The organism is Dankookia rubra, from assembly GCF_004355005.1.
Taxonomy (GTDB): domain Bacteria; phylum Pseudomonadota; class Alphaproteobacteria; order Acetobacterales; family Acetobacteraceae; genus Paracraurococcus; species Paracraurococcus ruber_A.
Genome location: NZ_SMSJ01000005.1, coordinates 149085 through 163011 on the forward strand (window position 1 = coordinate 149085; position 13927 = coordinate 163011).

12 protein-coding genes are annotated in these 13927 nt (G+C 72.8%); 8 read left to right on the forward strand and 4 right to left on the reverse strand.

Translation table 11 applies throughout. From position 1 onward, the window contains the following. Nucleotides 1-11: 11 nt before the first annotated feature. Together E2C06_RS06500 and E2C06_RS06505 are read right to left on the reverse strand one after the other, a co-directional pair. Complete coding sequence (locus E2C06_RS06500; protein WP_133287773.1) at nucleotides 12-2981, reverse strand: beta strand repeat-containing protein; 2970 nt, start codon at nucleotides 2979-2981, stop codon at nucleotides 12-14. 91 nt (nucleotides 2982-3072) lie between these two features. Beyond that, nucleotides 3073-3726 carry a hypothetical protein gene (locus E2C06_RS06505; RefSeq protein ID WP_133287774.1) on the reverse strand — a complete coding sequence of 218 codons (654 nt, stop codon included), beginning with the start codon at nucleotides 3724-3726 and terminating at the stop codon, nucleotides 3073-3075. Between the two features lie 384 nt (nucleotides 3727-4110). On the opposite strand from E2C06_RS06505, the gene E2C06_RS06510 reads away from it, so the two are divergent. From E2C06_RS06510 to E2C06_RS06545, 8 genes are read left to right on the forward strand one after another with little or no spacing between them, the layout of a single operon-like run. Continuing rightward, entirely contained in the window at nucleotides 4111-5202 is a 1092-nt protein-coding gene (locus E2C06_RS06510; protein WP_133287775.1) for a polyamine ABC transporter substrate-binding protein, read from the forward strand. A gap of 4 nt (nucleotides 5203-5206) precedes the next feature. Next, a complete protein-coding gene (locus E2C06_RS06515; protein ID WP_133287776.1) occupies nucleotides 5207-6244 on the forward strand; it encodes an ABC transporter ATP-binding protein in 1038 nt (345 codons plus the stop codon). Continuing rightward, on the forward strand, nucleotides 6244-7170 hold the full coding sequence (locus E2C06_RS06520) for an ABC transporter permease (protein ID WP_133287777.1): 927 nt from the start codon (nucleotides 6244-6246) through the stop codon (nucleotides 7168-7170). Before E2C06_RS06515 ends, E2C06_RS06520 begins: the two co-directional genes overlap by 1 nt. A 14-nt stretch (nucleotides 7171-7184) precedes the next feature. Then, nucleotides 7185-7976 carry an ABC transporter permease gene (locus E2C06_RS06525; RefSeq protein ID WP_456305172.1) on the forward strand — a complete coding sequence of 264 codons (792 nt, stop codon included), beginning with the start codon at nucleotides 7185-7187 and terminating at the stop codon, nucleotides 7974-7976. A 58-nt stretch (nucleotides 7977-8034) separates the two neighbouring features. Continuing rightward, the gene (locus E2C06_RS06530) at nucleotides 8035-9237 is read left to right on the forward strand and encodes a pyridoxal phosphate-dependent aminotransferase (RefSeq protein WP_133287779.1); all 1203 of its coding nucleotides are present in this window, start codon (nucleotides 8035-8037) and stop codon (nucleotides 9235-9237) included. A gap of 4 nt (nucleotides 9238-9241) precedes the next feature. Then, on the forward strand, nucleotides 9242-10444 hold the full coding sequence (locus E2C06_RS06535; protein WP_133287780.1) for a pyridoxal phosphate-dependent aminotransferase: 1203 nt from the start codon (nucleotides 9242-9244) through the stop codon (nucleotides 10442-10444). After that, the gene (locus E2C06_RS06540; protein WP_241671145.1) at nucleotides 10441-11475 is read left to right on the forward strand and encodes a GNAT family N-acetyltransferase; all 1035 of its coding nucleotides are present in this window, start codon (nucleotides 10441-10443) and stop codon (nucleotides 11473-11475) included. Before E2C06_RS06535 ends, E2C06_RS06540 begins: the two co-directional genes overlap by 4 nt. A 13-nt stretch (nucleotides 11476-11488) precedes the next feature. Continuing rightward, nucleotides 11489-12016 carry a DinB family protein gene (locus E2C06_RS06545; protein ID WP_133287781.1) on the forward strand — a complete coding sequence of 176 codons (528 nt, stop codon included), beginning with the start codon at nucleotides 11489-11491 and terminating at the stop codon, nucleotides 12014-12016. An 82-nt stretch (nucleotides 12017-12098) separates the two neighbouring features. On the opposite strand, the gene E2C06_RS06550 is transcribed toward E2C06_RS06545, so the two are convergent. After that, nucleotides 12099-12977: an alpha/beta fold hydrolase gene (locus tag E2C06_RS06550; RefSeq protein ID WP_133287782.1), complete on the reverse strand. Its 879-nt coding sequence runs from the start codon at nucleotides 12975-12977 to the stop codon at nucleotides 12099-12101. Between the two features lie 28 nt (nucleotides 12978-13005). Then, nucleotides 13006-13872: a metallophosphoesterase family protein gene (locus E2C06_RS06555; RefSeq protein WP_241671146.1), complete on the reverse strand. Its 867-nt coding sequence runs from the start codon at nucleotides 13870-13872 to the stop codon at nucleotides 13006-13008. Between the last annotated feature and the right edge of the window lie 55 nt (nucleotides 13873-13927).

Consider the following 13927-nt stretch of genomic DNA (forward strand, 5'->3'; position numbering starts at 1 on the left):
GTGAATGGGACTCAGCCGACGACTTCGACCGAGAGGATGCGGGCGACCCAGTTGATGGTCTTGTTCGCCTCGCCGGTGACGGTGACGGCAATGCCGCCATTCGTGGTGTCGGCGCCGACGCCCATCTTCCAGCCGGCATTCGCGGCCGTGTCCCCGCCGTTGTTCGGCGCGTTCAGGGTCGGGCTGCCGGGGGTGATGAAGACCGTTGCCGCGGCGCCGGTGCCGCGACGCACCAGGATGTCGCGGGTCCAGCTCGCGCTGTCGCCGAGGGTGCCGGCGGTGCCGCCGGTCTGCCGCGCCACCACGAGCAGCCGGGCGGCATAGGTCCCGTTGTTCGGCAGGTTGGCGAGGTTGGCGGCACCTGGCGGGAGGCCGTCGGCGGTGAGCACGGCGGCCGTCGCATCGGTGGTCTGCCGGCGCAGCACGAACTCGCCCGCCTGGGCGTCGCCGTTGCTGGCGAAGCGTCCGGCGGCCCAGGCGCCGCGGGCGTAGTTGCCGCGGCTATCCGCCTGGAAGCCGCCGGGCACCCAGCCGTACTGGCCGCCGGCGGTGTTGCTGTTGCCTCCGGCGACGGTCGCCGCGGTGGCCGAGGCGGTGTTGCCGCCGCCGCCGCCGATGGTCGCCTGCGCCCCTGCCGCGACCTGGCTGGCAAGGCTGCGGATGCCCTGCCAGTCCGTCGCATTGGCGCCGCGGGCATTGCCGCCGGCGATGGTCGCGTCGGCGAGCTGGAGCTGTGCCGGGCGCGACCAGGCCCAGGCTGTGGTGGCCAGCGCGGTGCTGCTGTCGGTCGCGGCCGGCGTCGGCGCGGTCGGGCTGCCGGTGAAGGCTGGCGAGGCGAGCGGCGCGGCGCCGGCGATATCGGCAATGCCGAGGGCGACCGCGCCGGACCGCCCGGCGACAGAGGCGACCGGCGCCGCCGCCGCTGCCGCCGCGCCGAAGCCATCTATATCCGCGCTGGTCAGCGTCACCGCGCCGGTGCGGCCGGCGACGGATGCAACAGGTGCCGCCGCCGCGGCCGCCGCGCCGAAGCCGCCGATGTCGGCGCTGGTCAGCGTCACCGTGCCGGTGCGGCCGGCAACCGAGGCGACCGGTGCCGCCGCCGCGGCCGCCGCGCCGAAGCCGCCGATATCCGTGCTGGTCAGCGTCACCGCGCCGGTGCGGCCGGCAACCGAGGCGACCGGTGCCGCCGCCGCCGCCGCCGCCGCCGCGCCGAAGCCGCCAATATCGGCGCTGGTCAGCACGACATCGCCGGCGCGGCCGGCCACGCTGCTGACCGCGCCGATGCCGCCGCCGCCCGAGGCCGTGGAATAGCCCTGCGCCCGCACCCATGCGGTGGTGGCCAGGGCGGTGGAATCGTCGGTCGCCGCCGCCGTCGTGCCGCGGACCAGGCCGCTGCCGTTGCCGGCCAGCATCAGGTCGATATTCGCGTCCGCGCCCTGCGCCTGCACGGCCACCGCCGTGCCGGTGCCGCCGCCGGTCACCACGAGGCGGTTGGCGCCGGCCAGCGGCGTCGCCACCTCGAGCGCATGGCCGCCGGGCGCAGCGCCGAGGGTGATCGCCCCGGCGCTGGCCCGCAGCAGTTCCGCCCCGCCGGCCGCGGCGGCCAGCGCGCCGCTCGTCGGCTGGAACAGCCCGGTATCGGCGCTGCCGAGCGCGAGGCCCGGCCGCGCCGCCCGGCCGGCCGGCGCGCCGAGCGCCAGCGTCGCGTTGGTGGTGGTGTTCACCAGCGCGCCGCCATTGCCGGATTCCAGCAGCGGCGGGCTGCCGAGATAGAGCTGGTTGACAGCCGCCGCGCCGCTATCGGCGAGCGAGATCGCCGTCGCGCCGTTGTTGCGGTAGTTGTAGCGCACGCAGCGCAGCGAGAAGACGTCCATCCGGTTGCCGCTGCCGGCGATGCGGACGGCATTGTCCTCGACCGCGTCGATCCGCAGATTGGCGACCTGCACGCGGGTATTCGAGGCATTGACGAGGATGCCGCTGCCGCCGGCGAGCGGCGGGCCACCGGCGTTGAAGATCTCGCCCTGGTGGGTCAGGTTGGCGATCTGCCCGTCGGTGCCGTTCGCCTCGACCCAGACGCCGTACTGGCAGAAATCGGTATAGGCCTGGCCGATGTAGAACTTCGTGGTGATGCCGCTGCCGGAGGAGGCGAAGCGGAACATGCTGCGATAGCCGAGCGCGAAGGCCTGGTCGATGAAGACGCCGTCGCAGCGGCGGAACACCATGGCGTCGGCATTGGCCTGCTGCCAGCGGATGATGTTGTTGTCGCTGCTCCAGAACGGCCAGAAGTGCACGCTGTGGATGCGCGGGATGTCGTAGCACTGGTCGATCTCGACGCCGGTCCGCAGCACCTGGCCGCGCAGCCGGCGGATGTCGAGCCTGCCGGAATTTCGCGCATAGATGCCGCGGGCGACGTTGCTGAGCATGACGTTGTCGAAGTCGACGCCGCCGAGGCAGTCCTCCACCCGGAAGACGAAGTCGTAGTTGGTCGGCGCCCAGGCGGCGTTCTGCGCCGCGGTGTGGGACTGCGTCACCGCGATGTCGCGCACCGCGGAACCGCGGGCGAGGACGCCGGTGAAGGTGAAGGGGGTGAAGCCGGTGCGGTCGACCTGCAGCCAGGTGCCCTGGCCGGGGGACGGACCCTCGGTGAAGCCGGCGCCCTGCAGCCGGATGGTGACGTCCGACAGGAGGATGGCAGAGGCGATGCGGTAGACCCGCGGGCCGAAGCTCAGCGTGCCGCCGCCCTTGGTCTTCAGGTCGTTGATCGCCGCCTGGATGGCGGGCGCGTCGTTGGTGACGCCGTCACCCACCGCGCCGTAGTCGCGCACATGCGCGCCGCGGTCGGCGAGGACCGCGTTGCGGAGCTGCGCGACGGTGGCGCGGCGGGTCTCGAGGGTGGCGCCGCTGGACTGCACCAGCGGCGCGAGGTCCGCATCCGCGGCGCTCGCGGCGGCGGGAAGCTCGCTGATCCTGACGTCGGGCATAGGTCTCCGGTCCGGGTGGGCGCGCAGCGAGGGCCGGGGTGGGGGCGGCCGGCGCTGCGGGCTGATGGGGGAAGGGTCGACGCGGGCGCGGTCAGCTCTTCAGCGGGTCGCCCGCTTCGGTGGCCAGGCCGTTGCCGGTCTCGATCAGCAGGCGCGCGAGGTCCGGCGCGACGCTGAAGCTGCGGGACGTCTCGGCAATCGCCGGGTCGGCCGCGTCCTCCACCCGGATGCGGTAGCCGCTGCCGATCGGCGGGGCGGGGAAGCTGGCGGCGGCGACGCCGCCCTGCACCGCCACCGCCTGCACCGGCGGGATGACCACGCCATTGGCGTCGCGCAGGCTGAAGACCACCTGGGCGATCGGCCCGGCGACGCTGGCCGAGACGGGGATGCTGCCGCCGACCAGGATCCCGGCGGCGATCGGCGCCAGCAGGATGGTGCGCACCACGGCGGAGGCGGCCTGGCCGAAGCTGAAGCCCTGGCTGGCGGCGCGGATCAGGGCGATGGGGCCAACCGGGCCGTCCAGCGTCACGCCGGTGCCGAGCACGGCATTGCTGCGGAAGGGCACCAGCGCCATGGCATCGACCGTCTGCAGCACCAGCAGGTCGCCGGGCTTCAGGCTGGCCGCGACCGGGGTGAAATAGCCGGCGGCGCTGACCACGGCGCGGGTATCCGCGGTGCGGTAGTGCCAAAGGTTGAAGGCGCTGGTCTGGAGCAAGGCATTGAGGTTGGCCGGGCTGAAGGGCACGGGGTTCTCTCCGTCTCGGCAGCGGCCGGTCGCGACGGCGGGCCGCGCGGCGCGGGTGCGCGGCGCGGGGGACCGGGTGCGGCGGGCTCGGATGGTGCGGGGGGAGCTTCGGGCACAGGTCTGCCGTCGGCCTGGTGGGGATAGCCGGGTTCGGATCGCCATGTCAAGGAAAATTATCCTAGTTCATCGAAGTTTGGGACGGTGGTCCTTGGCGCGCCTGGGCCGCCCTTCCGGACCACCGGCGTCCCGTGGGCCAGCGCGCCGAAGCTCCAATGCGGCGCGTCGCCCTAGCCTGCTGTTCGCACAGCAGAGTCGCGCCTTCCGGGCGGTTCCGCCTCGCGGCGATCTGCTCTAGCCTCGCGCCACCCCAACCGGAGCGGGAAGATGCGCCGACGCTGGTCTTTGGCGGCCCTGCTGGCCGCCCTTCTCGCCCTGCCCGCCGCGGCGCAGCCGGTGCTGAACGTCTACAACTGGGCCGACTACATCGACCCTGCCGTCATCCAGCGCTTCCAGCGGCAGACCGGCATCAAGGTGCGCTACGACGTCTACGACAGCCTTGAGACGCTGGAGGGCAAGCTTTCGGCCGGACGGTCGGGCTACGACGTCATCGTCCCGACCAGCGAGCCGACCTTCGCGCGTCTGGTCCGCGCCGGCGCCTTGCGGCCGCTCGACAAGGACAAACTGCCGAACCTGCGGAACCTCGACCCCGGGCTGATGCAGCGGGTGGCCACCGTCGATCCAGGCAACCGCTACGGCGCGATCTATCTCTGGGGCACGGTCGGGCTTGGCATCCGGCTCGACAAGGTGCGGGCGATCTGGCCCGAGGCGCCGCTGGACGGGCTCGACCTGCTGCTGAAGCCGGAGAATGCGGCACGGCTGGCGACATGCGGGCTGGCGGTGATGGACAGCGCGACGGACGTGCTGCCCTCGGTGCTCGCCTGGCTGGGCAAGGACCCGAACACCTCGGACCCGGCCGAGCTGAAGGCGGCGGAGCAGGCGCTGCTGGCGGTCCGCCCGCAGCTGCGGGCCATCCCCGGCTCGGGCGCGCTGCTCGACATGCTGGCGACCGGGGAGGTCTGCGTCGCGCTGACCTACAGCGGCGACGTCATCCAGGCGGCGGCCCGGGCGCGGGAGGGGGCGAAGGGCGTCGAGCTCGGCTACGTCGCGCCGAAGACGGGCGTGCATCTCTGGTTCGACCTGCTGGCGATCCCGGCCGATGCGCCGGACCCCGAGGCGGCGCAGGCCTTTATCGACTTCGTGCTGCAGCCGGAGATGATGGCGGCGATCACCAGCCAGGTGCGCTACCCCAATGCCGTGCCGGCCAGCCGGCCGCTGGTGGCGCCGGCGGTGCGGGACGACCCGAGCGTCTACCCGCCCGAGGCGGCGCTGGCCCGCGCCTTCGTCCCCGCCACGCCGAACCAGGCCGGGGAGCGCGCGCGCACCCGGCTCTGGAGCCGCTTCCGGGCGGGGCGCTAGGGGATTGGCGGAAGCCCTGCTGCGGCTGGAGGGGGTGACGAAGCGCTTCGGCGCGACCCTCGCCCTGGACGCGCTGAGCCTCGAGGTGATGCCGGGGGAGTTCGTCGCGCTGCTCGGCGGCAGCGGGTCCGGGAAGTCCACGCTGCTGCGGATCGTCGCCGGGTTCGAGGCGGCCGAGGCCGGCCGCGTGCTGCTGCAGGGCCGCGACATCGGCGCGCTGCCGCCGCATGCGCGTCCCGTCAGCATGGTGTTCCAGAGCTATGCGCTGTTCCCGCACCTGACGGTATTCCACAACGTGGCCTACGGGTTGCGGCGCGACGGGGTGGCGCGGCCGGAGATCGCCCGGCGGGTCGCGGAAGCGCTGGCCATGGTCGGCCTGGAGGGGTTCGAGGCGCGGAAGCCGGCGCAGCTCTCGGGCGGCCAGCGGCAGCGCGTGGCGCTGGTCCGCAGCCTGGTGAAGCGCCCGCCGCTGCTGCTGCTGGACGAGCCGCTGGGGGCGCTGGATGCCGGCCTGCGGGAGCGCACGGGGCTCGAGCTGCGGGCGCTGCAACGCGCCACCGGCGCGGGGTTCGTGATGGTGACGCATGACCAGGCGGAGGCGCTGGCGCTGGCCGACCGGGTGGCGGTGCTGCAGGAGGGGCGGCTCGCGCAATACGGCCCGCCCCAGGTGCTGTACGAACGGCCGGCGACGCGGCATGTCGCGGAATTCCTCGGCGCTGCGAATATCCTGGAAGGCCGGGCGCGGCCGGACGGGGCGGTGGAGTGCGGCGCCGGCTGCCTGCTGCGGCCGCCCCGCGCCGCGCCTGCCTATGCCCTGCGGCCGGAGCGCATCCGGCTGGTGGCGCAGGCGCCGGCGGAGAAGGGCGTCACGGCGCGGCTGAAGGACCTGGCCTATCGCGGCGACGGGTGGCTGGCGATGGTGGCACTGCCGGGCGGGGCGGAATGGCGCGTGGCGCTGCCGGCGGATGCCGCGCCGCCGGCGCCGGGGGCCGCGCTTTCCCTGGCCTGGGCGGCCGAGAGCCTGGCGCCGCTGGACGCGTGATGCGGCGCTTCCTGGTCCTGCTGCCGCCCTTCGCCTGGCTGCTGGCGCTGGTGGCGGCACCGGTGGCGATCCTGGCCGGCATCGCGCTGAGCCAGGGCGCGCCGGGGGTGCCGCCTTTCCTGCCGCCGGTCTCCCTGGCCGCGGGCTGGCAGGGGACCCTCGAGAACATCCTGACCCTGGTGCAGGACGGCTATTATGCCGGGTCCTTCCTGCGATCGCTGGTGGTGGCCGGCGTGTCGGCGGCGCTCTGCCTCGGCCTTGCCTATCCCGTGGCCCTCGGCATCGCGGCGGCGCGGGAGGGCTGGCGGGTGCCGCTGCTGGCCATGGTCCTGCTGCCGTTCTGGACCGGCTTCCTGCCGCGGCTCGGTGCCTGGATCGGGCTGCTGCGCGATGGCGGCTGGGTGAACGGGGTGCTGACGGGGCTCGGCGTCACCGCCGGGCCGCTGCCGCTGCTGTACAGCGATGCGGCGATGTATCTCGGCATGGTGCATGCCTACCTGCCCTTCGCCGTGCTGCCGCTGACCGCGACGCTGCTGCGGCGCGACCTGGCCGTGGAGGAGGCGGCGGCGGACCTCGGCGCCAGTCCCTGGGTGGTGTTCCGCACGGTGACCCTGCCCTTGAGCCTGCCCGGCGCGGCGGCGGCCTTCCTGCTGGTCTTCATCCCCGCGGCCGGGGAGTTCGTCATCCCGGAGCTGCTCGGCCCGCCGGAGGCCTTGCTGGTCGGGCGCGTCTTGTGGGCCGAGTTCTTCCAGAACCGCGACTGGCCCCTGGCCGCCGCCCTCGCCGTGGCCCTGCTGGTCTTGCTGATCGCACCGATCCGGCTCTTCCAGCGGCTTGATGAAGGGGGGTCTCGAAGGGGGGCTTCGCCCCCTTCGCGGGTCGGCGGCACTGCCGCCGACGGGCGGCGCCCCGGGGTGCTGCGATGAGGCGGATAGGATTGGTGCTGGGCCTGGCCTTTCTCTGGCTGCCCATCCTGCTGCTGGTCGGCTACGCCTTCAGCGCCGACCGCATCCCTTTCCAGTGGGGCGGCTTTTCCCTGCGCTGGTTCCGTGCCCTGGCGGCGAACGGGCGGATGCTGGAGGCGGCCTGGCTGTCGCTGCGGATCGCCGCCGGCGCCGCGACGCTGGCGGTGCTGCTGGGTGGCATGGCCGGCTGGGTGCTGGCGCGGCATGGGCGGTTTCGCGGCCGTGCGCTGTTCGGCGCGCTGGCCGGCGCGCCGCTGGTGCTGCCCGAGGTGGTGACCGGCCTGTCCCTGCTGCTGCTCTTCGTCGTGCTGCAGGGGGCGGCGGAGGCGGCATTCGGCTGGCAGCTCGGGCGGGGCGCCACCACGGTGCTGCTGGCGCATGCGACCCTCGGGCTGGCCTATGTGGCGGTGGTGGTGCAGGCGCGGCTGGCCGGGCTGGACCCGGCGCTGGAGGAAGCCGCTGCCGACCTGGGCGCGGCGCCCTTCACGGTCTTCCGCACCGTCACCCTGCCGCTGATCGCCCCGGCGCTGGTGGCGGGCTGGCTGCTGGCCTTCACCCTCTCGCTCGACGACGTGGTGGTGGCCAGCTTCGTCTCCGGCCCGGCCGGGACGACGCTGCCGATGCTGGTCTTTTCCCAGCTTCGGGTCGGGCTGACGCCGGAGATCAACGCGCTGGCGGCGGTGATCCTGGCCCTGGCGGGACTGCTTCTGGGGCTGGCGGCCGTCATTCTCGGGCGGAATGGCCGGGGTGGCGCTCGGGCGGGTTGAAGCCAAGGGGGGCGGCCTGTAGGTTCCGGCCCCTTCGCCAGACCGCAGGCCCCAGACCATGAAGCTCATCGCCGACCGGCTCGACCGGATCTCCCCTTCCCTGACCATCGCCATGACCAGCAAGGCGCGGGCGCTGAAGGCGGCGGGCAAGGACGTCATCGGCCTGGCCGCGGGCGAGCCCGACTTCGACACCCCGGACAACGTCAAGGAGGCGGCGATCGCCGCCATCCGGCGCGGCGAGACCAAGTACACCGACGTCGCCGGCACCATGGCGCTGCGGCAGGCGGTGGCCGCCCGCTTCAAGGCCGACCACGGCATCGACTACAAGCCGGAGGAAATCCTGGTCGCCACCGGCGGCAAGCAGGTGATCTTCGACGCCTTCCTCGCCACCATCCAGGCGGGCGACGAGGTCATCATCCCCTCCCCCTGCTGGGTCTCCTACCCCGACATCGTCGAACTGGCCGAGGGCAAGCCGGTGATCGTCCGCGGCGACGAGAACATGGGCTTCAAGCTGCGGGCCGAGCAGCTGGAAGCCGCGATCACGCCGAAGACCAAGTGGTTCCTGCTCAACAACCCGTCCAACCCGACAGGCGCGGCCTATTCCGCCGAGGAACTGAAGGCCCTGACCGACGTGCTGATGCGGCACCCCGATGTCTGGGTCTTCACCGACGACATCTACAACAAGCTGGCCTATGACGGCTTCCGCCCGGCGACGGTGCTGGAGGTCGAGCCGCGCCTGCGCGACCGCACCGTGACGATGAACGGCTGCTCCAAGGCCTATGCGATGACCGGCTGGCGGATCGGGTATGCCGGCGCCCCCGCCCACCTCATCAAGCAGATGGACAAGCTGCAGAGCCAGTCCACGTCCAACACCAGCAGCATCAGCCAGGCCGCGGCGGTCGAGGCGCTGACCGGGCCGCAGGACAGCATCGAGACCATGAAGGTGGCCTACAAGCGCCGCCGCGACATGGTGGTGGAGATGCTGAACGCCGCGCCGGGCATCCGCTGTCACAAGCCGGAAGGCGCCTTCTACGTCTTCCCGTCCATGCAGGGCTGCATCGGCAAGACCACCAGGGCCGGCAAGCGGATCGAGACGGACGAGGATTTCTGCATCGCGCTGCTGGAGGAGGAAGGGGTCGCCTGCGTGCACGGCGCCGCCTTCATGTACCCGGGCTATTTCCGCATCAGCTACGCGACCTCCGACGAGCAGCTGGTGGATGCCTGCACGCGCATCCAGCGCTTCTGCGCCGGGCTGAAGTAAGCCCATGCCCGAGCTCGCGGAGCGCCTGTCGAACGTCAAGGTCTCGCCCTCCGCCGCGATGACGGCGAAGGCGCGGGAGATGCGGGCGAAAGGCGTCAACGTCATCAGCCTGGCGAATGGCGAGCCCGACTTCGCCTCGCCCCGCCATGCGATCGAGGCCGCCTACAGGGCCGCGCTCGCGGGCGACACCAAATACCCGCCGCAGGGCGGCACGCCGGCGCTGAAGGCGGCGATCGCGCGCAAGTTCAAGCGCGACAACAGCCTGGACTACACCGCGGACGAGATCATCGTCGGCAACGGCGGCAAGCAGGTGATCTTCAACGCCTTCATGGCGACGCTCGATCCGGGCGACGAGGTGGTCATCCCCTCCCCCTTCTGGGTCAGCTACGCCGACATGGCGAAGGTCGCCGGCGGCGTTCCCGTCACCGTCTCCTGCCCGCAGAACAACGGCTTCAAGCCGCGTCCCGAGGATATCGAGGCGGCGATCACCCCGCGGACGAAGTGGGTGATGCTGAACTTCCCGGGCAACCCGACCGGCGCGGTGCCGTCGCGCGAGGAGCTGGCGGCGATCGGCGAGGTGCTGCTGCGCCACCCGCAGGTCTGGGTCATGTCGGACGACATGTACGAGCACCTGCTCTATGACGGGCACCGGTTCTCGACGATCGCCGAGGTGACGCCGGGGCTGAAGGACCGTACGCTCACGGTCAACGGTTGTTCCAAGACCTATGCCATGACCGGCTGGCGGATCGGCTTCGGCGGCGGGCCTGCACCCCTGATCCGCGGCATGTTCAACATGCAGGGCCAGGCGACGGCGGGCGTCTCCACCATCAGCCAGGCGGCCGCGGTCGCCGCGCTGGACGGGCCGCAGGAGCTGGTGGAAACCCAGCGCGCGGCCTACGAGCAGCGCCGCGACATGGTGGTCGAGATGCTGAACGCCGCCCCTGGCCTTACCTGCCACAAGCCGGAGGGCGCCTTCTACGTCTTCCCGAACCTGGCGGGCTGCCTCGGCAAGACCAGCCAGGGTGGGCGGAAAATCGAGACCGACACCGACTTCGTCGCGGCGCTGCTCGAGGAAAAGCAGGTCGCCTGCGTGCAGGGCGCGGCCTATGGCATGTCGCCGCACATGCGCATCTCCTATGCGACCGATACCGCCAGCCTGACCGAGGCCTGCGGCCGCATCCAGGAGTTCTGCAGGGAGTTGGCGTGACGCGATCGCGGAACGGCGCAGCCGCGGAGCGTGAATCGCCGCCGCCAGGCCTGATCCGGGAGGGCCGGGATGCCGACGCCAAGGGCTTCATCGCCCTGATCGGCGCCTGCTGGGCGGAGTATCCCGGCTGCGTCATGGACGTGGACGGCGAGGTGCCGGAGCTCCGCGCGCTCGCCACCCATTTCGCCGGCCAGGGCGGGATGCTCCGGGCGGCGGAGCGCGACGGGCAGGTCGCCGGCATGGTCGGCACCAAGCCGATCGGGGACGGCGCCTGGGAGATCTGCCGCATGTACCTCGCGGCCGGGGAACGCGGCACCGGCCTGGCGCAGCGGCTGCTGGACACCGCCGAGGCGCATGCGAAGGCGGCGGGCGCCGAGCGCCTGGTCCTCTGGTCCGATACCCGCTTCGACCGGGCGCACCGTTTCTACGAGAAGCAGTCCTATGTCCGGCAGGGCGCGATCCGCGCGCTCGGCGACCTCTCGAACTCGCTGGAGTACCGCTACGCCAAGCCGGCGCGCGGGCTGGTGGTGGAGGCGCTGGACGCCGCCGCGGCGGCCAGCGCGGAGCGGCGGCTGGCGGAGATCCTCGTCGCCTGCGTCGCGGCTGGTGCCAGCGTCTCCTTCCTGCCGCCGCTGGAAATGGACAAGGCGCGCGGCTTCTGGCGCAAGGTGGCGAAGGATGTGGCGGCCGGCGGGCGGGTGCTGCTGGCCGCCTGGCTGGACGGCGCGCTGGTCGGCACCGCTCAGCTCGCGCTCGACATGCCGGAGAACCAGCCGCACCGCGCCGACGTGGCCAAGGTTTTGGTCCACCCCGCCGCCCGCCGCGCCGGCATAGGCCGCGCGCTGATGCGGCGGGTCGAGGCGGAAGCGCGGGCGCGGGGCCGCCGCCTGCTGGTGCTGGATACCGCCGGCGATGCGGCGGAGCGGCTTTACCGCGCGACCGGCTGGCAGGAGGCCGGCACGATCCCCGGCTTCGCGCTGGACGGGCACGGGGGCGAGCTTGCTACCATCTTCTTCTGGAAGCGCGTCTGAACGGGAGGCGTCGATGATCTCCCCCGACTGGTGCCGCATGATGGCGGCCTACAATGCCGAGATGAACCGCCGCCTCTATGCCGCCGCGGCCGAACTGCCGGACGATGCGCGGCGGCAGGACCGCGGCGCCTGGTTCGGCTCGATCCACGCCACGCTCCGTCACCTGCTCTGGGGCGACCGGCAATGGATGTCCCGCTTCGCCGGCTGGGACAAGCCGCCGCCGGGCCAGGGCACCAGGCCGCCGCTGGTCGAGGATTTCGCCGCGCTGCGCGCGGCGCGGGCGGCCGACGACGCGCGGATCGAGGCCTGGACGGCGGAACTGACACCGGGCTGGCTGGCCGGCGACCTGACCTGGTTCAGCGGCGGGTCGCAGAAGGAGATGGTGCAGAAGCGCTGGGTGCTGCTGACGCATCTCTTCAACCACCAGACCCATCATCGCGGCCAGGCGCATGCCCTGATCACCCAGGCCGGGGTGCGGCCGGCCGATACCGACCTGCCCTGGATCATCGACCTCCCGGCGCTCGGCATCGGGCCTGGCTGAAGCGGATCGCCGCAGGGCGGAACCGCCCGGAGGCGTGAATCCGCTTCGCAGCAAACAAGCCGGCCCGCCCGGACCACGCAGCTCAAAGGAAGCGGTCGAGCGCCGCAAGCACCTCCTCCGGCGCCTCCTCGGCCAGGTAGTGGCCGCTGTTCACCGCGCCGCCGTTAAGCGGGCCGGACGCATATTCCCGCCAGACCGCCATGGCGTCGTACCAGCGCGGGATGGCGCCCTGGCTGCCCCAGAGCGCCAGCAGCGGGCAGGAGATCCTCTCCCCCGCGGCGCGGCTGGCGCGGTCATGCTCCAGATCGATCGCCGTGGCGGCGCGGTAGTCCTCGCAGATCGCGGCCACGGTGCCGGGCTCGCGCAGCGCTGCCAGGTAGTCGGCCCGGGCTTCCGGGTGGAAGAAGCCCTTGTCCTTCGGCTCGCGCGCCGTGTGCAGGTCGAACCAGTCCTCAGTGTCGCGCAGGATCATGCGCTCCGGCCGGTCATGCGGCTGGGCCAGGAAGAACCAGTGATAGTAGCCCATGGCAAATTCCATGGTCGTCCGCTCGAAATGCGCGAGCGTCGGAATGATGTCCATGGTGCAGAGCCGGTCCACCGCGGCCGGGTGGTCGAGTGTCAGCCGGTGTGCCACGCGCGCGCCACGGTCGTGCGAGACGACACGGAAGCGCTCATGCCCCAGGTCCCGCATCAGGGCGACCAGGTCCTTCGCCATCTCCCGCTTGGCATAGTGGCGGCTGTCCGGGGTGACCGGCGGCTTGGCGCTGAAGCCGTAGCCGCGGATGTCGGGCGCGACGACGCTGAAGCGCCGCGCCAGCGCAGGCGCCACCTTGTGCCACATGGCATGAGTCTGCGGGTTGCCGTGCAGCAGCAGCAGCGGCGGGCCGTGGCCAGCCCGGCGCAGGCGGATCCGCTGGCCGTTCGCCTCGCGGGTTTCCAGCGTGAAGCCTTCGAAGAACATGGATGTCGCCTCCCTCGCCGGCATCCTGCTACGGCGTTCCGGCGACCGCCACCGCCGGCGTCGCCTCGGTCGCCTGCGGGTGCACCGCGGCCCAGCTCGTGCCGTCCCAGGCGCGGGCGAAGACCTCCACCGCGCCGCCGGGGGCGATGCGGATCTCGTTGAAGGCGTTCGGCTCGCCCCGCAGCCGGCGGGAGGTGGTGGTGGAGGAGAGCACCACCGTCAGCGGCCCCTCCGCCCGGGTGGTCGTGGTGGCGGTGCCGGCCGCCCGCGCCCCCGCCTCCCGCGCCGGCTCGGCCACGTCGCCGACATGCAGGTGGCCGGACAGCACCAGCCGCACCCCCTGCCGGGCGAAGGCGGCCAGTGCCCGGGCGGCGCCGCCGACCGGGCGGGCTTCGGGGTCGGCATGCGGCGGCAGGAAGGGATGGTGGGCGACGACGATCCGCGTGAGGCCGGGCGGCAGCGCCGCCAGCCGCGCCTCGCAGCGGGCCAGGCGGTCGCTGCTGACCCGGCCGCGCGACCAGTCGGCATACCAGCCGCCGCGGCGCGCGGTGTTCAGCCCGACCACGCCAATCCGGGCATCCTGGAAGACCGGCTCGGTCTCCGGGGCCACGTGCCGGCGCCAGCGGGCATAGGGGTCGAGGTAGCGCTCCGCCAGCCAGTAAGCCACCAGGTCGTGGTTGCCCGGCACCGCCAGCACCGGCGACCGTAGCCCGTCGATGAAGGCCCGGGCCGCGACGAACTCCCGCGTCCGGGCGCGCATGGTCAGGTCGCCGCTGATGGCGACCAGGTCGGGCGGGTCGCGCGACAGTTCCTCCGCGAGGGCGGCGACGACCTCGGGCAGCTCGGCGCCGAAATGCAGGTCGGACAGGTGGGCGATGCGGTAGGCGGGCGGCACGGGCGCAATCTCCGGGGGTGGTGCCTCAACAGCCCTGCGGCGGGCCGGTTCGCAG

What these genes read in the sequence shown, in the direction of transcription:
- E2C06_RS06500 (WP_133287773.1), bottom strand. Translation starts at nt 2,981, where the DNA reads ATGCCCGACGTCAGGATCAGCGAGCTTCCCGCCGCCGCGAGCGCCGCG.
- E2C06_RS06550 (WP_133287782.1), bottom strand. Translation starts at nt 12,977, where the DNA reads ATGTTCTTCGAAGGCTTCACGCTGGAAACCCGCGAGGCGAACGGCCAG.
- E2C06_RS06535 (WP_133287780.1), top strand. Translation starts at nt 9,242, where the DNA reads ATGCCCGAGCTCGCGGAGCGCCTGTCGAACGTCAAGGTCTCGCCCTCC.
- E2C06_RS06520 (WP_133287777.1), top strand. Translation starts at nt 6,244, where the DNA reads ATGCGGCGCTTCCTGGTCCTGCTGCCGCCCTTCGCCTGGCTGCTGGCG.
- E2C06_RS06530 (WP_133287779.1), top strand. Translation starts at nt 8,035, where the DNA reads ATGAAGCTCATCGCCGACCGGCTCGACCGGATCTCCCCTTCCCTGACC.
- E2C06_RS06545 (WP_133287781.1), top strand. Translation starts at nt 11,489, where the DNA reads ATGATCTCCCCCGACTGGTGCCGCATGATGGCGGCCTACAATGCCGAG.
- E2C06_RS06510 (WP_133287775.1), top strand. Translation starts at nt 4,111, where the DNA reads ATGCGCCGACGCTGGTCTTTGGCGGCCCTGCTGGCCGCCCTTCTCGCC.